Raw genomic sequence first — 20,255 nt, 5'->3', positions numbered from 1 at the left:
TAACGCTGAACACGCCATGCCACGCTTCGCCGCCAACCTCAGCATGCTCTACACGGAGCTGCCGTTTCTCGACCGCTTTGAAGCTGCCGCGCGCGATGGCTTTCAGGGCGTGGAGTTCCTCTTTCCCTACGCCTTCGCGCCCGAAGACATCGCGGCGCGCCTGCGGGGCAACGGCTTGCAGCAGGTGCTGTTCAACGCGCCGCCGGGTGGCAGCGACGCCGCAGGCTTCGAGGCCGCCTGGGCTGCCGGGCAGCGCGGCACGGCAGCGGTGGTGGGGGCTGAGGCCGACTTTCGCACCGGTGTGCAATGGGCGCTGCGCTACGCCGACGCGCTGGATTGCCCCCGCATCCACTGCATGGCTGGGTTGCTTCCAGAGGCCGCCAGCGCAGACCAGATCAGCGCCGCAAGCTCTGTTTATGAGAGCAACCTGCGCTGGGCCGCAGCGCAGGCGGCCGCTGCCGGGCGCGAGATTTTGATCGAGCCGATCAACCCACGCGACATTCCGCGCTTCTTCCTCAACCGGCAGGACGACGCCCACGCCATCGTGCAGAAGATCGGCGCGCCCAACCTGAAGGTGCAGTTTGACCTGTACCACTGCCAGATCGTGGAGGGCGACGTGGCCACCAAGATCCGGCACTACCTGCCCACCGGGCGCGTAGGCCATTTCCAGATCGCCGGGGTGCCCGAGCGGCACGAGCCCGACGTGGGCGAGCTGAACTACCCGTACCTCTTCAACGTGATCGACGAAGTGGCCGCCGCCTGCGCCTGGCAAGGCTGGGTGGGTTGCGAATACCGCCCGCAGCGCGGCGCCGTGCCCGCAGGCACCAGCGACGGGTTGGGCTGGTTGCGCCACGCCACGGCGTGAAGTTGTTCGCCACAGGTGGCGCGCACACGCCCGTCCATCCACCATACACGCCGTCACGACTGCGGCACTTTGCGCCAAAACATGTGCGTTTTCAGACGGCGGCGCCGCCGGAATGCGCCCCTGTCCTACAGCCCCGCCGCGCCGTGCGCCTAAGCTCAGCTTGTGCGGCGCGGGGCCACCACCAAGGTGCTTGCCGGATGGCCAGACAGGCGCCGTGACCGCAGCCGAATTCCAGAGGAAACACCATGAAGTTCAACCTGTTCCAAGCCACGCGCACCGGCCTGCTGGTGGCGGCGGCCGTGCTCGCCACAGGCGCCGCGATGGCACAAGACTCGCCCGGCGCAGCCAAGGGCTTTGACTATTGGGGCCGCGCCAACGGCAACACGAATCACGACAACCATTGGCGCCGCGAGTCGTTTCAAGAGCGTGCCGAGCGCCGCCGGCTGGAGCGCGAACGCGAGCGCTACGATCGGGATCGCTTCAACCGCGAGGGTTATGACCGGCGTCGGCACGACCGCGAACCGCGCAACGACTTTGACGTGGATCGCCGCAGGTTCGGCCCCAACGGCCAGCCCATCCAGCCCTACAACCGCCCGCATTCCGACGGCGGCTGATACCGGCGCCGCGCGCTGGCGGCGGTAACGCCACGGCGCGCGCTACAGTGACCCTCATGTCTACCCGACCCATTTCCCGCCAGGCCGCACTGCGCCTGCTGACGGGCGCCGGCCTGGCGGCGCTGCTGCCGCTGGGCGCGTGCGCTGCAGGCGGCAACGCCGCCAACGGGATGCGCAGCATCACCTTGTCGCAGGCCAAACTGAATGAGTTGCTGGCCAAGCGCTTTCCGTACACGCGCAATTTTTCGGGCTTGGCGGATCTGTCCTTGCAGTCGCCGCGCCTGCGGCTGCTGCCGCAGACCAACCGCCTGGGCACGGCGGTGGACATGGTGGTGTCCGAACGCCTGACCGGCAGCCGCTACACGGGCGGGCTGGATCTGGATTACGGCCTGCGCTTTGACGAGCAAGAAGGCGCGATCCGCATGGCCGACGTGAAGGTCAACCGCATCGACGTCGATCAGGTGCCGCCCGCGCAACGCGAACTGCTGTCGCGCTATGGGCCGCGCGCAGCGGAGACGCTGTTGTCCAACGTGGTGCTGTACCGCATCCCGGACGAATACCTGAGCATGGCGCGCAACCTGGGCTGGGCAGTGAACGCGCTGCGCGTGCAGCCCGAGGGCCTGCGCATCGAGGTGGGCCCGCAGGGTGCTCGCTAAGACCCTTCAAGTCAAATAGGCCGCCAGCGCCCGGCACACCAGCGCTGTCAGCTATTTTTTTGATAGTCAAGGTGCTGCGCGCACCCGCCGCTGTGTCGCGTTGATCGGGCCTGAAACCCCACACCCGCATAACCCAGGCAGCGGTACCCACCGAACACGCACTGGTGCTGCGGCACGACGCAGCGGCGCCGCCACCGCCTGCGCTCGCGCCGCATCGGCCTTACGCCGTGGTCAGGCCGACAGCCGCATCGGCCGCCGCGTCCAGCTCGGCATGCACCGCCAGGGTCTGGTGGCAGGCTCGGGCGGCTTCGGCGCCTTTTTCGACGAAGTGGCGGCTGAAGAAATCGCGGTGCGTGGCGTGCTCGTGGTAGTCCTTGGGCGTGAGCACCACCGAAAACACGGGCACGCCCGAATCCAGCTGCACGCGCATCAGCGCGTCGACCACGGCGGGGGCGACGAAGTCGTGGCGGTAAATGCCGCCGTCCACCACCAGCGCGCAGGCCACCACGGCGGCAAAGCGGCCGCTGCGCGCCAGGCGCTGGGCAAACAGCGGAATTTCAAACGCGCCCGGCACGGTGAAATGCTGCACCGGCGCAGGCGCGGCGCCCTGCGCGGGCAGGCGCGCCCATTCGGCGGTGAAGCCTTCATAGGCGCGTGCCACCACGTCGGCGTGCCAGCTGGCGGCGATCCACGCCACCGGCAAGGCGGCGGGCGCCGCAGGCAAAGAGGAGGAAGTCAAAGACACAGGCTGATTCATGACGGTCTCAACAAAAGAGATTTGGACAGAATCAGGGCGCACACGGCGCGCACCACGCCCAGGCTGCGCGCAGCCCAACGGCCGCGCGCAGCCAAGGGGCCGCGCGTCGCACGCTCTCTTTCATCCGGACTGTGACCGTCGGCTCTGGCATCGCACCAGATCTGCTGACCCTGGGCGGCCTGCTGGCCATCCAGGCGCTCGCGGGCTGCTGCCTTGTCAGGCAGATACCGCCGGTGGGGATTTCCACCCCGCCCTGAGAACGCATGTGCCCGCCCGCGGGCCGGCACAGGGCGAATCATAGGCCCGGCCGCAGCGCCAGGCGGTCGCGCGTGCGGCAACACGCGCGCCGCACAGGGGCTTGGAAACATGGCGCGCGCAGCACCTCACCCTGCCACCCGCACCTCGGCCACCGGCGCCGCCGCGTTCAGCCCGCGCCGTCCAGCAAGCCGATCAGCGCCTGCGCGGCCGCCGGGTTGCGCGCCTTCGCGCCGCTGATGAACTGCACGAACACATCGCGCCGCGCGCGGCCCAGCTGGCGCGCGCCATCTGCGTCGATCAGCGGCAGGTCGGCGGGCAGCCCGCCCTGCTGCCAGGTGCGCACGCGCTCGGCCCACTGCGCCAGATCCGGCTGCGTATAGCCGGTGGCGCAGTCGGCCTGGCTGCGCATCAGGCGGGCGTAGATGAAGCCCGCCGTGGGGTCGAACACATTGGGGAAGTCGGTCGAATCGGTGGCCACCGTGGCCACGCCGTAGGCGCGCGCCAGCGCCAGGTAGTCGGCGCACGCGAAGCTGGGGTGGCGCGGCTCCAGCACGTGGCGCAGGCGCAGGCCGTCCACCTCGTCGGGCAGCAGCGCCAAGAACAGCTCGACATCGCTGGCGTTGAAGGCGTAGGTGGGCCGCAGCTGCCAGACGATCGGCCCCAGGTGCGCGCCCAGTTGGGTGATGCCCGAGGCGAAGAAATGCGTCACCGATTCGGCGCCCGACGCCAGCTCGCGCCGCAGCGTGGCCATGCGGTGCGCCTTCACCGAAAAGACGAAGCCGGGCGGCACTTCGGCGGCCCAGCGCGCCCAGGTTTCGGGCTTGGGCGTGGTGTAGAAAGTGGAATTGATTTCCAGCCCGCTCAGGTGCTGGCTGGCGTAGGGCAACTCTTGCGACGCGCGCAGCCCGGGCGGGTAGAAAGCGCCACCGCGCCAGCCTTCAAAGCTCCAGCCGCCGATACCGATGTGGGCTTGGCCAGAGCGGCGGCGCGTGGCCATGGCTTTAGCCGCTTTTTGCTACGTTAAGCATAGCTGCCAGCGCTGGTGGAGCAAGCGCTGGCAGCTCATAAAGCATTGAAGACCGGCGCATGGGCCTCAGGCAGCGCGCGGTATTTCCAGCCCGCGCTGCACCGCAGGGCGCGCGACGAAGGCTTGCAGCACGCGGTCGACTTCGGTGAACTGGTCGTAGTGCACCAGATCGCGCGCCTCGTAAAAGCCGATCAGGTTGCGCACCCACGGGAAGATGGCGATGTCGGCGATGCTGTAGTCGTCGCCCATCACCCAGCGCTTGCCTTTCAGGTGGCCGTTCAGCACGCCCAGCAGGCGCTCGCTTTCGGCCACATAGCGGCCCAGCGGTCGCTTGTCTTCATAGGCCTTGCCGGCGAACTTGTGAAAGAAGCCCAGCTGCCCGAACATGGGGCCGACGCCGCCCATCTGGAACATCAGCCACTGCAGCGTTTCGTAGCGCCGCGCGGGGTCTTGCGGCATCAGCTGGCCGGTCTTGTCGGCCAGATAGACCAGGATGGCGCCCGATTCAAACAGCGCCAGCGGCTGGCCGCCCGGGCCATGAGGGTCGAGGATGGCCGGAATCTTGTTGTTGGGGTTGAGCGACAGGAATTCGGGCGAAAGCTGGTCCTGCGTGTCGAAGCTGACGCGGTGCGCCTCGTACGGCAGGCCGGTCTCTTCCAGCATGATGGATACCTTCACGCCGTTGGGCGTGGGCAGCGAATACAGCTGCAGCCGGTCGGGGTGCCGGGCCGGCCATTTGCTAAGGATCGGGAAGTCTTGGAGCGTGCGCATGCGCTGCAATATACGACAGGGGTTTTTCGCCTGCAGGGCGCGCGGCCTGCCGGGCACCAGGCGGACACCCGTCGGGCGTGCGGCGGCGCAGCGCGGCAACCCGCGCACGGCGTGAGCCGGGCCGCGCAAGCGGAGGCATGGCCGGAGTTACATATCAAAAACGGCTTTGGCGCCCGCCCCATCAGCGCTGACCGCTATTGATTTCAAAGCATTCCACGGCACGCAGGGCGGGCCGTTGCGCGCCTGCGCGCAAGGCAGACGCCCCCGGCGCATGGGCGCTGCGCGCGGTCAGGGTGCGCCCTCTAAAGCCGCCATGGCATCAGGCCAGCGTGGGCGGTTGCAGGTAAAGTCAACGCGTCCTTTTCTTTCTTCCGTTCTTTCGTTTTCGGCGGCCCAGCCCGTGCCCACCATGAACGCCCCTGTGCACCACGAACTTCCCGGCAACCTGCTCGACGCCGCGCGCGCCCAGCAACAGATCGACGCGCAATGGGACGGCGACATCCTTCGCCAGCTGACCGACTACATCGCCATCCCGGCCAAGTCGCCCACCTTCGACGCCGACTGGCAGCAGCACGGCTTCATCGACACCGTGGTGCGCAACGCCGCGCAGTGGGTGGAATCGCAGAAGGTGCCGGGCCTGAAGCTGGAAGTGGTGCGCATCGGCCAGCGCACGCCGGTGATCTTCTTTGAGATCGAGGGCACCAAGCCCGGCAGCACGCAGACCGCGCTGATGTACGGCCACCTCGACAAGCAGCCCGAGTTCAGCGGCTGGCGGGGTGATCTGGGCCCGTGGACGCCCAAGTACGAAGACGGCAAGCTGTACGGGCGCGGCGGCGCCGACGACGGGTACGCCGTGTACGCCGCCATCGCCGCGGTGCAGGCGCTGAAAAGCCAGAACGTGCCGCACCCGCGCATCGTCGGCCTGATCGAAACCAGCGAAGAAAGCGGCTCGCCCGACCTGCTGCCCTACATCGAAGCGCTGCGCGCGCGCCTGGGCGACGTGGGCCTGGTGGTGTGCCTGGATTCGGGCGCCGGCAACTACGACCAGCTGTGGCTGACCACCAGCCTGCGCGGCATGGCCGCCGGCACGCTGAAGGTGGAGGTGCTGACCGAGGGCGTGCACTCGGGCGACGCATCCGGCCTGGTGCCCAGCAGCTTCCGCATCCTGCGGCAGGTGCTGGACCGGCTGGAAGACAGCGCCACCGGCCGCCTGTTGCCCGCCAGCTTTCATTGCGAGGTGCCGGCAGAGCGCGTTGAGCAGGCCAAGGTCACCGCTGCGATCCTCGGCGACGATTTGTTCAAGCGTTTTCCGTGGGTGCACTACGACTGCGGCGGGCGCGAGCAATCCGTGCTGCCCATGACCAGCGACCCGGTGGACGCGCTGCTGGCCCGCACCTGGCGCCCCACGCTCAGCGTGACCGGCGCCGAGGGCCTTCCCACCCTGCAGAACGCGGGCAACGTGCTGCGGCCGTACACGGCCTTCAAGCTCAGCCTGCGCCTGCCCCCGCTGGTGGACGGCGCGCAGGCGGTGCAGGACTTGAAGCGCCTGCTGGAAGACAACGCGCCCTACCAGGCCAAGGTCACGTTTGAAGGCGGCGGCGGCGCCACGGGCTGGAACGCGCCCACCTCGGCCAGCTGGTTCGCGCAGGCGCTGGACGCGGCTTCGCAGGCGCACTTTGGCGCGCCCTGCGGCTATATCGGCCAGGGCGGCACCATTCCGCTGATGAGCCAGCTCAGCGAAGGCTTTCCCACCGCGCAGATGATGGTGTGCGGCGTGCTGGGGCCCAAGAGCAACGCGCACGGGCCCAACGAATTCCTGCACGTGCCCTATGCCAAGCGCCTGACGGCCGCCGTGGCCGAAGTCATCGCCCGCATGCCTTGACGAGCCGCCTGCCGCCCCCTTCCACCTGGCTGCCCGGCAGCCTGCCTGACGACAATCTGGTGCTGCACGACTGGCCTCTGCCGGTTGGCGGGCCGATTCGCGGGCAGGTGCTGCTCGTGCACGGCCTGGGTGAGCACGCAGGCAACTACACCGAGCTGGCCGACCAGCTCAACCACTGGGGCTTTTCCGTGCGCGGGTACGACCAGTACGGCCACGGCGACTCCAGCGGCCAGCGCGGCGATGTGCCCGACGAAGACCGGCTGATGCGGGATCTGGCCACCGTCATCGACGACACGCGCGCCGTGATGGACGACCGTCTGCCTTTGATCCTGCTGGGCCAGGGCATGGGGGCGCTGGTGGCCGCCCGTCTGGTGAGCCGCAAGCTGCGCCGCGTCGAAGGGCTGGTGATGTCCTCACCCGCGCTATCGGTTTGCTCTCGCATAGCGCAGGCGCCCCTGCTGCGTGCGATGGCGCTGGTGGCCGCCCATTGGCCCATCGAAAGCCGCGCGATCGCAGAGGACATGACGCACGACCTGCAGGCGATTGAAGCGTGGCGCAAGGATCGCTTGCGCCACGAATGCCTGACCGCGCGGCTGGCGCATTTCATCGTCAAGCACGGCGAGGAGGTGCTGGCCCGCGCGCCCCGCTGGAAGTTGCCCACGCTGCTGCTCTACGCCGGCCGAGACCAGCTGGTCTTCTCCGAAGGCAGCGAAAGGTTCGCGCGCCTGGCACCCGCCGACGTGGTGCAGGCGCACCATTTCCCGATGCACTTTCACGCGCTGCTGCACGAGCTGGATCGGCAGCCGGTTTACGAGGCGCTGCGCCAATGGCTGTGCGCGCGCTACCCGGCGATCATGCTGAACCAGGCGCCGCCTTACCCGTAGTTCAGCGTCAAAACCGCCCGCAGCGCAGGTGGATACAGCGCCGGCAGCTACGATTTTGATATCAAACCACGCTCATCGCTGGCGCGGCCCCGCGCACTCAGCCGCTGGTCAGCAGCACCGCCAGCGCTGCCAGCGGCGCGGTTTCGGCGCGCAGCACACGCGGGCCCAGGTGCACGGGCGCAAAGCCGCTGGCGCGCGCGGCGGCCTCTTCGGCGGGGCTCAAGCCGCCTTCGGGGCCCGACAGCAGCGTGACCGGCTCGTCCGGCGCCAGCGCGGCGGCCAGCGTGTGCAGGCGCGGCGCGGCGGCGTCCAGCGAAAGCAGCCAGCGCGTGCCGCCTGCGCTGCCAGCGGTATTCAATAGCTCCTGAAATGTGAGCTGCTCGCGCACGTCCAGCAAGCGGTTGCGCCCACTTTGTTCGCAAGCCGCAGTAGCAACCGCCTGCCAGTGGGCGCGCTTTTTCTGCGCCCGCTCCCCCGACAGGCGCAGCGCGCAGCGCTCGGTCAGCACGGGGGTAAGCGCCGCGGCGCCCAGCTCGGTGGCCTTCTCGACCAGCCAATCCATGCGGTCGGACGCCATCACGCCAGTGGCCAGCTGCACGGGGCGCAGCGGCTCGCGCTCGATGGCCTGGTGCTCGCCCAGGCGCACGCGCACGTCGCTGCGGCCCATGGCGGTGACGGTGGCCAAGCATTCGCCGCCTTCGCCGTTGAATAGGGTGATCTGGGCGCCGGGCTGCAGGCGCAGCACCTGCACGTGGCGAGCGGCGCCCGGCGGCAAGGCCAGGTCGGCATCGGGTGTGAGGGGGCCGGGAACGTGAAATCGGGGCATGGCAGGGCGCAAACAGTGCGCCGATGGTAGCGGGCGCTGCGCTAGCATCGGCGCACCATGCCCGCCCGCCTCGCTGCCAGCCCCACCGCCTGCCCTTCCTGCCGAGCGCCGATGGCCGCGTACAGGGTGGCCGGGCACAACGGCGTGGAGATCGAGCTGGACCTGTGCCACGCCTGCCACGGCATCTGGTTTGACGGCAACGAGAACCTGCGCATGTCGCCGCAAGGCGTGATCGACCTGTTTGGCGACTTGCACCAGCACCGCGACGACCCGCACACGCCGCTGGCGCAGACCATGCACTGCCCGCGCTGCCGCCGCACGCTGGCGGAGGGCGTGGACGTGGTCAAGAGCGGCCGCTATTTCACCCACCGCTGCCCCGAGCGGCATGGCCGCTTCACCACGTTTTCATCCTTCATGATCGAAAAGGGCTTCGTGCGCCAGCTCACGCGGCCCGAGATCGAAGACCTGGCCGAGCGCGTGAAGGTGATCGAATGCACCAGCTGCGGCGCGCCGGTGGATTTGCGCAAGGAGCACGCCTGCTCGTACTGCCGGGCAGCGCTGTCGCTGCTGGACCCGCAGGCGGTGGAAAAAGCGCTGTCGAACCTGGGCCGCAAGCAAGAGCGCGCCGAGGAAGGTCCGCGCGCCACCGACCTGGCCGACGCGCTGGTCAGCATCGAGCGCGACCGCGCGCGCCAGCAACGCGAAGAGCAAAAAGAGCGCTGGCAGCAAGGCAGCGCCGCGGACTCGGGGGACCTGTGGGCCGCCGGGCTGGAACTGGTCTGGCGCGTCCTGACCCGCTGACGCCCGCTTGTCTTTGCCCCCCGCAGGCCACTCAATGAAAGCGCCCGCCGGTGACCGTGCCGCGCCAGAAGGGATGAATCTGCCCCCATGGAAACGCGCGAGATGGTGTAGCGCGTCGGGGTCAGCATACCGCCGTGCGGCTGGCAGTACGCGCTGCACAGGCTCGCCCCAGCCGCGGTAGGCCGTTTCCAGATCGCCCTCTGCGCGGCAGGAAAGCGCTGCAGCAAGCCATCGTCGCCGAAGGTAGCCACCCGGCTTGGCGATGGCGCGCAACATGGCCTTGGCACACGGCGGGCGCATGAGGGGAAGCGGGCGGCCTGGCGGCTGCGGGCTGGTGGATCGCCTGGCGCGGCCATGCCAGGCGTGAGCGCCACCTCCGATTCAGCGGAAACTATGGTTTCAATAGCGTCTAGCGCCGGTAAATCAAGCGCTGCCGTCAATTTGACTCACGCCTGAGCTGGCAGCACCATGCCCCGGCATTCGCCAAAGCCGATGCGCGCCGCACCCAGCTTTTCGCACCAACCCCGCAGGATGACCGCGTCGCCGTCCAGCAGGAAGGTGCGCTGCTCGTCCGTACCACCCAGCGTGATGGGCTGGCTGCCGCCCACGCTCAGCTCCACGATGGCGCCAGCCTCGGCGTGTGTGGGGCCGCTGATGGTGCCGGTGCCGCACAAGTCGCCCGGCTGCAGGTTGCAGCCGCCCACGGTGTGCTGCGCCAGCATCTGCGCGACGGTCCAGTACTGGTGGCGAAAGCTGGTTCGCGTGATCTCGGCCGCCGGCCAATCACGCGCGCGGTGTCGCGCGGTTTCGATGGTGACCGACAGCTGCACGTCCAACCCGCCGTGAGCGCGGTTGGTTGTGTCGTCCAGGTAGGCCAGCGGCTGCGGGTCGTCCCCCGAACGCGGCAAAGGTACGCGGTACGGCGCCAGCGCTTCCATGGTGACGATCCAGGGCGAAATGCTGGTGCAGAAGTTCTTACCAAGGAAGGGGCCCAGCGGCGCCATTTCCCAGAACTGGTGGTCGCGCGCCGACCAGTCGTTGAGCAGGCACATGCCGAAGATGTGCTGCTCTGCATCGGCCAGCTTCACCGGCTTGCCCATTGCATTGCCGGGGCCGATGAAAAAGCCCATTTCCAATTCGTAGTCCAGCCGCGTGCACGGCGTGTAGACCGGCGTTTTGGCGCCGGGTGGCATAGCTTGGCCGTTGGGGCGCTGGAAGTCGGTGCCGCTGACCACCACGCTGCTGGCGCGGCCGTGGTACGCGATGGGCAGCCACTGGAAGTTGGGCGTAAGCGGGTTGTCGGGGAACAGCAGCTTGCCAACATTGATGGCGTGGTGGATGGAGGTGTAGAAGTCGGTGTAGTCGCCGATACGCGTCGGCAGCGCGTATTCCACCTCCGCCAGCGGGATCAGGCAACCGCGCAGGATCTGTTGCGTGCCACCGTTGGCGCTGGTGTGCAGCGCGTCGAACAGCGCCATGCGCAGCGCGTGCCAGGCCTGCGGGCCCGCAGCCATGAAGTCATTGAGCGCCGGCCGTGCGGCAAGGCCGAGCACCGTCTGAACATCGCCCGAAAGCGCGCCATGGCCATGCAGCGCCGCCAAGTCCAGCGCCTGGTCGCCGATGGCCACCGCACCCCGGAACGCCTCCGCGCGGCCGCGCCGCCGCAGTACGGCAAACGGAAGGTTCTGGATGGGAAAGTCGCCGCCGGATGCGTTGGCAGCAGCCAACCAACTGCGCGCAGCAGGGTCATGGGTCGCGTCGAGCCTGGTCATTTTTACTCACGAATCAATAGCTGCTTGCGCTTTATGGACAAGCGCTACAGCCCAATTTCATTCAAATGGCAGCTGCCAACCTTTGGCACGCCGCCCTCAACGCCCATCCAACGGCCGCGGAGCAGGCCACTCCAGCAGACGCCGTTCCACGACCTGCGCCGGGAACGGGTGTGATCCCCCTTCGCGCAGCAGACGGGGAGGCGCGTCAGTGCCACAGGGAGTGCGTCCATTTCACGGGGTGTCACTTCAAACCTTCATCAAAAATCGCCACCGCCCGCGTCCACCCCGCTGACGCACCGCGAATCTTGTGCGGAAAGCAGCTGATGTAAAAGCCCGTGGGCGGCAGCACTTCCAGGTTGTGCAGCTTTTCCAGGTGACAGTAGCCGATGTCACGGCCGGCCTTGTGGCCTTCCCAGATCAGGCTGGCGTCTTGCGTGGCAGCGTATTTTTCCGCGGTGTAGACGAAGGGCGCGTCCCAGCTCCAGGCGTCGGTGCCGGTCAGGCGCACGCCACGCTCAAGCAGGTACATGGTGGCGTCGTAGCCCATGCCGCAACCGGCGCTGACGAAGTCGTTGTGCCCATAGCGGCTGCCGGCGCGGGTGTTCACCACCACGATCTCCAGCGGGCTCAGCGCGTGGCCGATGCGTTTCAGCTCCGCTTCCACGTCGGCAGCGGTCACCACGTACCCATCGGGCATGGCGCGGAAGTCCAGCTTCACGCCGGGCTGAAAGCACCACTCCAGCGGCACTTCATCGATGGTCCAGGCGCGCCTCTTCTCGCCCAGCGCCTTGTCCATGGTGCTGTGGAAGTGGTAGGGCGCGTCCAGATGGGTGCCGTTGTGGGTGGACAGCTGGACCGTCTCCACCGCCCACACGTCGCCGTCGGGCAGATCTTCCTGCTTCAGGCCGGGGAAAAACGGCGCCATCTGCTCGAACGAGTTCTTGTGGTCAAAGTACTGGATCTTGGGCGCGAACGCGGGTGGATCGGAGACCACGTCGTTCTCCAAGTAGATCGACAGGTCAACGAATTGGCGGGGCATGGAGGTTTTCCTTCGAGGGTATGTCGCTTCGACTACTTCTTCCAATGCGCCATCGGCAGGCCGGTCACTGGCGCGGTGAAATAGGGGATGGTGGTGCCCATCAGGCTGCCGATGTAGGCCGTGCGCAAATCGGGCCCGCCAAAGGTGATGCTGGCCATCCACGGTGCAACGGTGCCGCGCGCCTTCATCATGTCGTCGGCCGTCACGGTGCCGGCGGCAATGTGGTCCAGCAACACCTTGGATGCGGCGGGATCGCCGTCGTCCAGCAGCACCAGCTTGTCGCCCTGCGGAGTCAGCGCGATCAGCACGTCCACCATCACCAGCGTGCACCACAGGTTGCCAACGGCGTCGAAGGCGATACCGTCCGGAAAGCCGCCCAGGTTCTGCGGCCCGAAAACTTCGCGGTCTTTCAGCTCGACGCCCTGCGCGCCTTCGTGCAGGCGCATGCGCGTGATGTGCGGGCCGGTGGTCTCGACGATGTAGAGCCACTCTTCCCGGGCGTCCAGGCGGATTTCATTGGTGAAGCAAAAGCCGTCCGCCACCACGCGCAGCTGGCCTTTTTCCAGCAGGACGATATAGCCGTCCTGCACGCGCGAGCTTGCGGCGGTGGTCCATGGGTTGACGCGGGTCGACACTGTGATCCACACACGGTCTTTCGAATCGCGCAGCACGAAATTGACCTTGCCGATGGGCTGGCCGTCGATGCGGTCCACCAGCGTGCGTGTGGCGCCGTCCCGCGTCATCACTTCCAGGCAATCGGTGCCAAAGTTGCTGATGAGAATGTCGCCGTCGGCCGCAAACGCCAGGCCATTGGGCAGCGTGCCTGTAGTGAACTTGTGCTCCAGCTCATCGCTCGTCGCCGCCGCGCTGGCAAAGCGCGCATCGGCGGTTTGGCCGATGAAGCGCTGCGAGCCATCGGCCGCGATCCGCATCACCCCACCGCGCGCATCGGCCGACCACAGCGTGCCATCCGGCTCCGCCAGGATGCATTCAGGCCGCTGAAGATCGCGTCCGATGGTTTTGATCTGCGTGCGGTCGACGGTAAACCCGATCAACGGGTTGGTGGTAGGCATGGTTTCTCCTTTCAGTGATCTGTCAGCGCGCACCGCCCCGAGGCACACAAGTCCGTAGAGTAGGGCGCACCAGCGGACACCGGTCCAGGACCTGCGCCAGGTATTGGTGCCCTCCCCCTCGCGAAGCAAGAGGGTGAAAGCGCGACGCGACTCAGGGGATGTCTCATCTGTGTTGCCAGCGAAGAAGGCGCCGTTCCGCCAGCGCCAGCAGCGCGTTGCTCACCAGCCCAATCAACCCCAGCAGCGCAATGCCGGCAAACAAATCGCTGGCGCGAAACGCCCGAGCCGCCAGCAAGATCGCCTGCCCCAATCCAGGCTGCGAAGCGATCATTTCGCCCACCACGCTGACGATCAACGCAATCGTCAGCGACAGCCGCAGTCCGGCCAGGATGTCGGGCATGGCGTTGGGCAGGCCGATCTTCCACAGGAATTCGGTGCGCGACAGCTGCAGCATGCGCGATACCTCGCGCAGGCGCGGGTGCACGCTGGTCAGGCCGTGCAGCGTGCCCAACAGCACGGGCCACATGGCGCCAAAGGCCACCACCGCCAGCACCATGCCACCCGACAGGCCAAACACCGCAATCGCCACCGGCATCACGGCCGACGCGGGCAGCGGACGGATGAATTCCAGCGTGGGCGCAATCCACGCCCGCGCCCAGGCCGAACTGCCGATCAAGCCGCCCAGCGCGATGCCGGCGAGCCCCGCCAGGCCCCAGCCGGCCAGCATGCGGCCGACGGTGGCTTGCGTGAACGCGCCCAGCTCGCCATCGGCCAGGCCTTCGCGCAGGCTGGCCCAGGTGGCTTCGGGCGTGGGCAAGAACACCTTGCTGACCCACTGCAGGTGGCTGGCCAACCACCACAGCGCGAGCAGCGCAGCCAGCACGCCGATGGCGCCGGCCATGTCCACCGGATGGCGGCGCAGGCTGTTGCCATCCCTCATGGTGCGCCCCCTGCCAGCGGCGCGGCGCCCATGCGGCGGGCCACATGGCGCTGCAGCCATTCGGCCCCGGCGTTGATGGCAAAGCCGGTGACGGCGATCCACAGCAGCCAAGCGATCATCAGCGCCGGGTCCAGGCTTTGCTGCGCGATGGCCATGGCGTAGCCCATGCCATGCGGGTTGGCGGCAATTTCCACCGTGACGGCCACCACCAGCGCAATCGCCACGCCCAGCCGCAGCGCAACGAACAGGCGCGGCACGATGGAGGGCGCGACGATCCAGGCAAAGCGCTGCCAGGGCGTGAGCTGCAAGGCGTACGCCACCTCTTGCAACTGCGGCTCCACCTGGCGCACGGCAGCCTGCGTCAGCACCATGATGGGCCACAGGCAGGCAAAGGCCACCACGGACACTTCCATGCGCACGCCGAAGCCGAACACCAACATGGCCAGCGGAATCAGCGCCACCGAAGGCACCGGCCGCAGCAGCTCAATCGACAGCGCAGACCAGCGCGCAGCCCGCGGCGCTAGCCCCAGCGCCACACCCAGCGCCACCCCCAACAAGCCCCCCATCAGCAAGCCCAGCGCCGCGCTGCCCAGTGTGAACGCCGTGCTTTGCCAGAGCGAGCCGTCCACCGCCGCACGCCCCAGCGCCTGCAGCGCGGCCGTGGGCGGCGCCAGCGAGTCGCTTTGTTTGCCCGCCGTGCGCGCCCACCATTCCACTGCCGCCAGCAACAGCAGCGGAAAGGCCAGCGGACGCAGCCAGCGCAGCAACCCCGGTCGGCTTGGTGGGGCAATGGTGGACGGGCTCATGCCAGTTCCGTTCCCCATTGGAGGCGACCTTCGCAATGCACACTAAGGTCGGCGAATCGAGCGGCCGAGGAGCAGGCCGTGCCAGCAAACGCCGCTCCCGGACCTGCGCTGGGAACTGGCGTTACCCACCCTTTCGCACCGCGCGGCGCGAAGACGGAGCAGGGAAAGCGCGTCAGCGCCACAGGGGGGAGTCTCATCAATGCTCCAAATACTGGTACAGCTCACGCCGCAGGCGCAGAAACAAGGGATCCTCGCGCGTCGTCAACTGGTGGCGCGGCTGCGCCAGCGGCACGTTGATCAGCGCGGCCAGGCTGGGCTTGTCAGGGGTAGGGTTGGCGCGCAAGGCGACCACGCGGTCGCCCAAATACAGCGCCTCTTCCAAATCGTGTGTGACGAACATCACCGTCAGCCCCTGTTCCCGCACCAGGCGCGCCAACTCATCCTGCAGGCTTTCGCGCGTCTGTGCGTCCAACGCGCCAAAGGGCTCGTCCATCAGCATCAGCTGGGGCTGCTGCGCCAGGCAGCGCGCGATCTGTACGCGCTGCTGCATGCCGCCCGACAGCTGCGATGGGAATTTGTGCGCGTGCGCCGCCAGACCCACCGTGGTCAGCACACGGTCGATGCGCGCGTGACGCTCGGCCTGCGGCACGCGGGCGGCTTCCAGAGCCAACTCGACATTGCGGGCCACGGTGCGCCAGGGCAGCAGCGCGCGGCCGTAGTCCTGAAACACGAACGCTACCTCGCGCGAGGGGCCGGTCACCGGCTTGCCGTGCCGCGTGACGCGGCCCGCCGCCGGCGTGAAGAAGCCCGCGGCCGCGCGCAGCAACGTGGTCTTGCCGCAGCCCGAGGGGCCGATGACGCAGACGAATTCGCCCCTGTGGACGTTCAGCGAGGTGGGCGAGAGGATCTCGCGCCCGCCCAGGCGGATTGCCACCTGGTCCAGCTCCAGTACCGTGTCCATCTTCTTATGATTCCAATAGGCCTTTTGCGCCGATCACACAAGCGCAAGCAGCTATTAAAAAATAGCGCCCGAGGCTTTACTTGAAGATCAGATTGGCCACCTGCGGCGTGGACTTGAGCATTTCCTGCTCTTTCATCAATCCCACCCAATAGTCCAGCTGCTGCGTGGATACCGTGGGACCTTGGGGTGAAATCTGCACCTTGGCCAGCACCTCGGGTGGCAGCTTGATGTACTTGCCAATGGCGACGCGCACGGCGGCGTCGTTCTTCGGGTTGCGGATGAAGACCGCCGCCTCCTGCACAGCCTGCTGAAAATCGCGCACCGCCGCGGCATTGGCATTAGCCCAGTCGCGACGCGCGGTGTAGATGATGGTGTGCTGGTTCTCGGGCAAGAAGGTGGAGTAGTACGACGCCACATAGCCCACGCCGGCATCGACGATGCGGCTCATGAACGGGTCGGCGCTGACCACCGCATCCATCGAGCCGCCGCGCAGCAAATCACCGTGCTGCGGAATGGAGGCTTCGACGAAGTTGACCTTCTTATAGTCCACCCCGTTTTGCTTCAGCCAGGCGCGGAAGGTCACATGCAAGAACGCGCCCAGGCCGGGCACGCCGATCTTCTTGCCCAGGCAGTCCTGCGGCGTCTTGATACCGCTGCCGCTTTTGGCCACCAGGCCAAAGCCGGTGTTGGAGCGCGAGGTAACGCCACCTCCGGCCACCACCACGTGGTTCAGCCCACCTTCGGCGGCTTGCAGGAAGACACTGGGCGTGGGCCCGCCGATCTGCAGCGAATCGGACTGGATGGCCGCCGGGATAGTGGAGTTGATGGGGATGAACTTAGGCTCCACTTCCAGCCCCCGCTTCTTGAACAGGCCCTGGTCCACGCCTACGAAGACGGTGGCAAAGTCGGTCACCGCGGTGTAGCCGAACACGATCTTGGGGGTTTGCGCGCGCGCAGGCAGCACCGCGGCGGCGGTGCTTGCGGCAAGGGCATGCAGGACGATTCGGCGTTTCATCGGGTTGGTCTCCTTGATTCTTGAGCAGGGGAAGCCGCTGTGCGCGCGGCGCGGTCAGGCATAGGGAGCGCGGCATGCAGGCCGCCGGCAATGAAATCCACCAACAGCGGCCAAGCAACCGGATCGCTAGCGCAGCTTTGCCCGGCAGACAAGCGCTCGACCCGCGTGTCGGCGAGGTGGTGCAGCAGCGCGCCCACAGCGAACTGGTAGCCCCAGGCCAGCTGCGCGCGCGTGGCGTGAGGCAGCGCAACTTGCAGCGCGTCGATGAAGGCGTTGGCCATGGGGTCGAAGTACTCTTTCAGCACCCGCTCGGTGTCTGGCGTGCGGTAGACCAACTCGCGCGCCACCAGCATGGCGTAGTACTCGCCCTCGGCGCTGGCGCGCAGCGCAACCACCGGCTCGATGAAGGCGCGGACGATTTCACGCAGATCAGGCCGCTCTGATTGTGAGAGCGCAATATCCAACAACGCCAGGCGCTGACCGATGGTGGGACTCCAGTGCTCGAAGATGGCGTGGAACAGCTCATGCTTGGCGCCGTAGTAGTAGCTGACGAGCGCCAGCGGCACGCCTGCATCGGCTGCGATCTGCCGCAGCGACACCGCGTGGTAGCCATGCTGGGCAAACAGCTTCTCGGCTGCCAGCAGGATGGCGGCCTTGCGGTCGGGCCGTAACGCGGCAGCGCCAGCGGCAGTGGGGCGACTGAGAGCGGTTCGCATGCGCTGAATTGAACACTTGTTCAAATAGATTGAACAACCGTACAAACCCTGAACTCACACCCTGGATTTGCGCGCGGCACTTACCAATAATCAGGGCATGACTTCTGCCGTCCCTCTACCAGCCCGCCCGCCACAGATCCGCCGCTATCAGCATTGGCTGCGAGATACGCGGGGTCTCCATTTCGACACTTACCACGACCTGTGGGCCTGGTCGGTCACCGAGCTGGACGCGTTCTGGCAAAGCATCTGGGACTACTTCCAGATCGAATCGCCCACGCCGCACACCGCCGCCCTGGCCCGCAACGTGATGCCGGGCGCCGAGTGGTTCCCGGGCGCGCAGCTGAACTATGCGCGGCAGGTGCTGCGCCATGTGGGCCCGGCTGCGGCGGCAGGGGTGCCGGCGATCATCAGCGAGAACGAAAAAGGCAAAGTGAGTGAGCTGAGCTGGCCTGAGCTGCAGCGCCAGGTGGCGTCGCTCGCGCTGCACCTGCGCGAACACGGCGTGCAGCGGGGCGACCGCGTGGCTGCCTACCTGCCCAACATTCCCGAAACGATGGTGGCCTTTCTGGCCGTGGCCAGCCTGGGCGCGGTGTGGAGCGTGTGCGCGCCCGACATGGGCACCCACGCGGTGCTGGACCGCTTCAAGCAGATCGAGCCCAAGGTGCTGATCGCCTGCGACGGCGTAAGCTGGGCCGGGCGCGACTTTGACCGCCTGGGCGTGCTGGCCGAGCTGCGCGCGGCGCTGCCATCGGTACAGCACGTGATCGTGCAGCGCAACCTGGGCACTACTGAAACTGTAGCTGCCAGCGCAGAATACACCAGCGCCACAGCCCAAAATGATGCTGAAACCGCCGCGTTCGATCCGCTGTGCGTGCCCTTCGATCACCCGCTGTGGGTGGTGTATTCCAGCGGCACCACCGGCCTGCCCAAGCCCATCGTGCACGGCCACGGCGGCATGATTTTGGTGATGCAGATGCTGGGCGTGCTGCACGACGACGTGGGCTGCAGCTACGCACCGGGCACGCTGGGCGAGCGCTTTCACTGGTACAGCTCCACCGGCTGGGTGATGTGGAACGCGCAGCTGGCCGGGCTGCTGGGCGGCACCACCTGCGTCATCTTTGACGGCAGCCCCGGCGGCAGCAAGGACGCACCCGACTGGACGGTGCTGTGGCGCTTTGCCGCGCGCCACCAGGTGACCTTCTTCGGCGCGGGCGCGGCGTTTTACGCCAACTGCATGAAGGCGGACGTGGACCTGGCGCAGTGCGGCGACCTGTCGCGCGTGCACGCACTGGGCAGCACCGGTTCGCCCCTGGCTGCCGACGTGCAGCAGTGGGGTACCGACCAGTTTCGGCGCCTTCGCGGTCAGCCGCCGCAGGCGGGCGATGAGCCCGCCGCCGGGCCGCTCCCCAGGCGGGCTGCGGCCCCCTCGGGGGGCAGCGCACCAGGCGCAGCCGAGGAGCTTGGGGGCGACCACCTGCGTGCCGGGCCGCTCCCAAGCGCAGGTGCGGCCCCCTCGGGGGGCAGCGCATCAGGCGAAGCCGAGGAGCGTGGGGGCGACATCTGGTGGTGCAACATCTCAGGCGGCACCGACTTCTGCGGCGCCTTCATCGGCGGCAACCGCGAGCTGCCGCAGCGCCCCGGCGTGATGCAGTGCCGCATGCTGGGCGCGGCGGTGGAAGCCTGGAACGACGCGGGCGCGCCGGTGATCGGTGAAGTGGGTGAGCTGGTGTGCACGCAGCCGATTCCGTCGATGCCGCTGTACCTGCTGAACGACCCGGAGGGCGCGCGCTACAAGGCCAGCTACTTCGAGATGTACCCGCCGGGCCATGGCCGCAAGCCGGGTGGTGGCGACCTTTCGCCCGAGGCCGGCAGCGTCTGGCGCCATAGCGACTGGCTGCGCATCGGCGATGCGCACGGCCAGGGCGAATGGTGCGTGATCTACGGGCGCAGCGACGCCACCATCAACCGCCACGGTCTTCGCATGGGCACCAGCGAGATCTACAGCGCGGTGGAAGGCATTGCCGAGGTGCTGGATTCGATGGTGGTCGATCTGGAATACCTGGGGCGCGAAAGCTACATGCCGCTGTTCGTGGTGCTGCGACCAGGGGTCGAACTGGACGACGCGCTGCGCCAGCGGCTGAACAGCGCGATCCGCAGCTCGCTCAGCCCGCGCTTCGTGCCCGACGACATCTTTCATGTGGCCGAGATCCCGCGCACGCTGTCGGGCAAGAAGCAGGAGCTGCCCATCAAGAAGCTGCTGCTGGGCCACCCGCTGGAAAAGGTGGTCAACCGCGAAGCGATGGCCAACCCGGCCTGCCTGGCCTGGTACGAGGATCTGGCGCGCGCCCGCCTGCAGAACGCGGCGCCCAGCGTGGACTGACGCGGCACTGAACCCGGCGCCGCCAGTACGCGCTGCAAAAAGCCGCGCGGGCGCGTCCCGCTTATCCACCACCCACGGCGCGGCCGCCAGCCGGCCCGAGCGCAGGCTTGGCTGCGGCCACTGCGTGACTGCCGATGCCCGCTTTCAGGGCGAACAGTGTTGCGTTGGCGCCGAAGCGTGGGCGCCATTCCCCGGCCTGCGCCACTGTCTTT

19 protein-coding genes and 1 riboswitch are annotated in these 20,255 nt (G+C 67.7%); of the genes, 7 read left to right on the top strand and 12 right to left on the bottom strand.

Annotation, left to right across the window (positions count from 1 at the left end):
* Positions 1-16: 16 nt before the first annotated feature.
* The 3 genes from otnI to C6570_RS04125 all read left to right on the top strand — a co-directional run bounded on the left by otnI (position 17) and on the right by C6570_RS04125 (position 2,135).
* Positions 17-865, top strand: coding sequence for a 2-oxo-tetronate isomerase (gene otnI / locus C6570_RS04135; RefSeq protein WP_106702094.1), 849 nt, complete (start codon positions 17-19; stop codon positions 863-865).
* 245 nt (positions 866-1,110) lie between these two features.
* A complete protein-coding gene (locus C6570_RS04130) occupies positions 1,111-1,479 on the top strand; it encodes a hypothetical protein (protein WP_106702093.1) in 369 nt (122 codons plus the stop codon).
* A 56-nt stretch (positions 1,480-1,535) separates the two neighbouring features.
* Positions 1,536-2,135 (top strand): YceB family lipoprotein, encoded by a 600-nt coding sequence (locus C6570_RS04125; protein ID WP_106702092.1) that lies wholly within the window; start codon positions 1,536-1,538, stop codon positions 2,133-2,135.
* Positions 2,136-2,355: 220 nt separating this feature from the next.
* Here the strand turns inward: C6570_RS04125 and C6570_RS04120 are convergent, their stop codons facing one another.
* From C6570_RS04120 to C6570_RS04110, 3 genes are all read right to left on the bottom strand, one after another.
* Positions 2,356-2,892, bottom strand: coding sequence for a 6,7-dimethyl-8-ribityllumazine synthase (locus C6570_RS04120; RefSeq protein ID WP_106702091.1), 537 nt, complete (start codon positions 2,890-2,892; stop codon positions 2,356-2,358).
* Between the two features lie 108 nt (positions 2,893-3,000).
* A riboswitch (FMN riboswitch) is annotated at positions 3,001-3,157 on the bottom strand.
* A 159-nt stretch (positions 3,158-3,316) separates the two neighbouring features.
* Positions 3,317-4,147 carry a DUF72 domain-containing protein gene (locus C6570_RS04115; RefSeq protein ID WP_106702090.1) on the bottom strand — a complete coding sequence of 277 codons (831 nt, stop codon included), beginning with the start codon at positions 4,145-4,147 and terminating at the stop codon, positions 3,317-3,319.
* A 96-nt stretch (positions 4,148-4,243) separates the two neighbouring features.
* Complete coding sequence (locus C6570_RS04110) at positions 4,244-4,948, bottom strand: glutathione S-transferase N-terminal domain-containing protein (protein ID WP_106702089.1); 705 nt, start codon at positions 4,946-4,948, stop codon at positions 4,244-4,246.
* 409 nt (positions 4,949-5,357) lie between these two features.
* On the opposite strand from C6570_RS04110, the gene C6570_RS04105 reads away from it, so the two are divergent.
* Positions 5,358-6,830, top strand: coding sequence for a M20/M25/M40 family metallo-hydrolase (locus C6570_RS04105; RefSeq protein ID WP_106702088.1), 1,473 nt, complete (start codon positions 5,358-5,360; stop codon positions 6,828-6,830).
* Positions 6,827-7,714 carry an alpha/beta hydrolase gene (locus tag C6570_RS04100; protein ID WP_164675487.1) on the top strand — a complete coding sequence of 296 codons (888 nt, stop codon included), beginning with the start codon at positions 6,827-6,829 and terminating at the stop codon, positions 7,712-7,714. Before C6570_RS04105 ends, C6570_RS04100 begins: the two co-directional genes overlap by 4 nt.
* Positions 7,715-7,811: 97 nt before the next feature.
* Here the strand turns inward: C6570_RS04100 and C6570_RS04095 are convergent, their stop codons facing one another.
* Complete coding sequence (locus C6570_RS04095) at positions 7,812-8,540, bottom strand: 16S rRNA (uracil(1498)-N(3))-methyltransferase (protein WP_106702086.1); 729 nt, start codon at positions 8,538-8,540, stop codon at positions 7,812-7,814.
* Positions 8,541-8,651: 111 nt separating this feature from the next.
* Between C6570_RS04095 and C6570_RS04090 the strand changes: the two genes are divergently transcribed.
* Positions 8,652-9,341 (top strand): TFIIB-type zinc ribbon-containing protein, encoded by a 690-nt coding sequence (locus tag C6570_RS04090; protein ID WP_245896294.1) that lies wholly within the window; start codon positions 8,652-8,654, stop codon positions 9,339-9,341.
* Positions 9,342-9,787: 446 nt separating this feature from the next.
* On the opposite strand, the gene fahA is transcribed toward C6570_RS04090, so the two are convergent.
* From fahA to C6570_RS04050, 8 genes are all read right to left on the bottom strand, one after another.
* Positions 9,788-11,113 carry a fumarylacetoacetase gene (gene fahA / locus C6570_RS04085; protein WP_106702084.1) on the bottom strand — a complete coding sequence of 442 codons (1,326 nt, stop codon included), beginning with the start codon at positions 11,111-11,113 and terminating at the stop codon, positions 9,788-9,790.
* A gap of 241 nt (positions 11,114-11,354) precedes the next feature.
* Entirely contained in the window at positions 11,355-12,152 is a 798-nt protein-coding gene (locus C6570_RS04080; RefSeq protein WP_106702083.1) for a cyclase family protein, read from the bottom strand.
* Positions 12,153-12,184: 32 nt separating this feature from the next.
* Positions 12,185-13,225 carry an SMP-30/gluconolactonase/LRE family protein gene (locus tag C6570_RS04075; RefSeq protein ID WP_106702082.1) on the bottom strand — a complete coding sequence of 347 codons (1,041 nt, stop codon included), beginning with the start codon at positions 13,223-13,225 and terminating at the stop codon, positions 12,185-12,187.
* Between the two features lie 163 nt (positions 13,226-13,388).
* Complete coding sequence (locus C6570_RS04070) at positions 13,389-14,165, bottom strand: ABC transporter permease (protein ID WP_106702081.1); 777 nt, start codon at positions 14,163-14,165, stop codon at positions 13,389-13,391.
* Complete coding sequence (locus C6570_RS04065; protein ID WP_106702080.1) at positions 14,162-14,971, bottom strand: ABC transporter permease; 810 nt, start codon at positions 14,969-14,971, stop codon at positions 14,162-14,164. The genes C6570_RS04070 and C6570_RS04065 overlap by 4 nt, the downstream gene beginning before the upstream one ends.
* A gap of 196 nt (positions 14,972-15,167) precedes the next feature.
* Positions 15,168-15,932, bottom strand: coding sequence for an ABC transporter ATP-binding protein (locus C6570_RS04060; protein WP_106702079.1), 765 nt, complete (start codon positions 15,930-15,932; stop codon positions 15,168-15,170).
* Between the two features lie 76 nt (positions 15,933-16,008).
* The gene (locus C6570_RS04055) at positions 16,009-16,947 is read right to left on the bottom strand and encodes an ABC transporter substrate-binding protein (RefSeq protein ID WP_106702078.1); all 939 of its coding nucleotides are present in this window, start codon (positions 16,945-16,947) and stop codon (positions 16,009-16,011) included.
* A complete protein-coding gene (locus tag C6570_RS04050; protein ID WP_106702077.1) occupies positions 16,944-17,663 on the bottom strand; it encodes a TetR/AcrR family transcriptional regulator in 720 nt (239 codons plus the stop codon). Before C6570_RS04050 ends, C6570_RS04055 begins: the two co-directional genes overlap by 4 nt.
* Positions 17,664-17,760: 97 nt before the next feature.
* On the opposite strand from C6570_RS04050, the gene C6570_RS04045 reads away from it, so the two are divergent.
* The gene (locus C6570_RS04045) at positions 17,761-20,043 is read left to right on the top strand and encodes an acetoacetate--CoA ligase (protein WP_106702076.1); all 2,283 of its coding nucleotides are present in this window, start codon (positions 17,761-17,763) and stop codon (positions 20,041-20,043) included.
* The last annotated feature ends 212 nt before the right edge of the window (positions 20,044-20,255 follow it).

It is taken from the genome of Ottowia oryzae, from assembly GCF_003008535.1.
GTDB lineage: Bacteria > Pseudomonadota > Gammaproteobacteria > Burkholderiales > Burkholderiaceae_C > Ottowia > Ottowia oryzae.
Note: the sequence above shows the minus strand (reverse complement) of the source record. Positions and strands in the feature narration are given on the sequence as shown.

What these genes read in the sequence shown, in the direction of transcription:
- otnI (WP_106702094.1), top strand. Translation starts at nt 17, where the DNA reads ATGCCACGCTTCGCCGCCAACCTCAGCATGCTCTACACGGAGCTGCCG.
- C6570_RS04130 (WP_106702093.1), top strand. Translation starts at nt 1,111, where the DNA reads ATGAAGTTCAACCTGTTCCAAGCCACGCGCACCGGCCTGCTGGTGGCG.
- C6570_RS04125 (WP_106702092.1), top strand. Translation starts at nt 1,536, where the DNA reads ATGTCTACCCGACCCATTTCCCGCCAGGCCGCACTGCGCCTGCTGACG.
- C6570_RS04120 (WP_106702091.1), bottom strand. Translation starts at nt 2,892, where the DNA reads ATGAATCAGCCTGTGTCTTTGACTTCCTCCTCTTTGCCTGCGGCGCCC.
- C6570_RS04115 (WP_106702090.1), bottom strand. Translation starts at nt 4,147, where the DNA reads ATGGCCACGCGCCGCCGCTCTGGCCAAGCCCACATCGGTATCGGCGGC.
- C6570_RS04110 (WP_106702089.1), bottom strand. Translation starts at nt 4,948, where the DNA reads ATGCGCACGCTCCAAGACTTCCCGATCCTTAGCAAATGGCCGGCCCGG.
- C6570_RS04105 (WP_106702088.1), top strand. Translation starts at nt 5,358, where the DNA reads ATGAACGCCCCTGTGCACCACGAACTTCCCGGCAACCTGCTCGACGCC.
- C6570_RS04095 (WP_106702086.1), bottom strand. Translation starts at nt 8,540, where the DNA reads ATGCCCCGATTTCACGTTCCCGGCCCCCTCACACCCGATGCCGACCTG.
- C6570_RS04090 (WP_245896294.1), top strand. Translation starts at nt 8,652, where the DNA reads ATGGCCGCGTACAGGGTGGCCGGGCACAACGGCGTGGAGATCGAGCTG.
- fahA (WP_106702084.1), bottom strand. Translation starts at nt 11,113, where the DNA reads ATGACCAGGCTCGACGCGACCCATGACCCTGCTGCGCGCAGTTGGTTG.
- C6570_RS04080 (WP_106702083.1), bottom strand. Translation starts at nt 12,152, where the DNA reads ATGCCCCGCCAATTCGTTGACCTGTCGATCTACTTGGAGAACGACGTG.
- C6570_RS04075 (WP_106702082.1), bottom strand. Translation starts at nt 13,225, where the DNA reads ATGCCTACCACCAACCCGTTGATCGGGTTTACCGTCGACCGCACGCAG.
- C6570_RS04070 (WP_106702081.1), bottom strand. Translation starts at nt 14,165, where the DNA reads ATGAGGGATGGCAACAGCCTGCGCCGCCATCCGGTGGACATGGCCGGC.
- C6570_RS04065 (WP_106702080.1), bottom strand. Translation starts at nt 14,971, where the DNA reads ATGAGCCCGTCCACCATTGCCCCACCAAGCCGACCGGGGTTGCTGCGC.
- C6570_RS04060 (WP_106702079.1), bottom strand. Translation starts at nt 15,932, where the DNA reads ATGGACACGGTACTGGAGCTGGACCAGGTGGCAATCCGCCTGGGCGGG.
- C6570_RS04055 (WP_106702078.1), bottom strand. Translation starts at nt 16,947, where the DNA reads ATGAAACGCCGAATCGTCCTGCATGCCCTTGCCGCAAGCACCGCCGCC.
- C6570_RS04050 (WP_106702077.1), bottom strand. Translation starts at nt 17,663, where the DNA reads ATGCGAACCGCTCTCAGTCGCCCCACTGCCGCTGGCGCTGCCGCGTTA.
- C6570_RS04045 (WP_106702076.1), top strand. Translation starts at nt 17,761, where the DNA reads ATGACTTCTGCCGTCCCTCTACCAGCCCGCCCGCCACAGATCCGCCGC.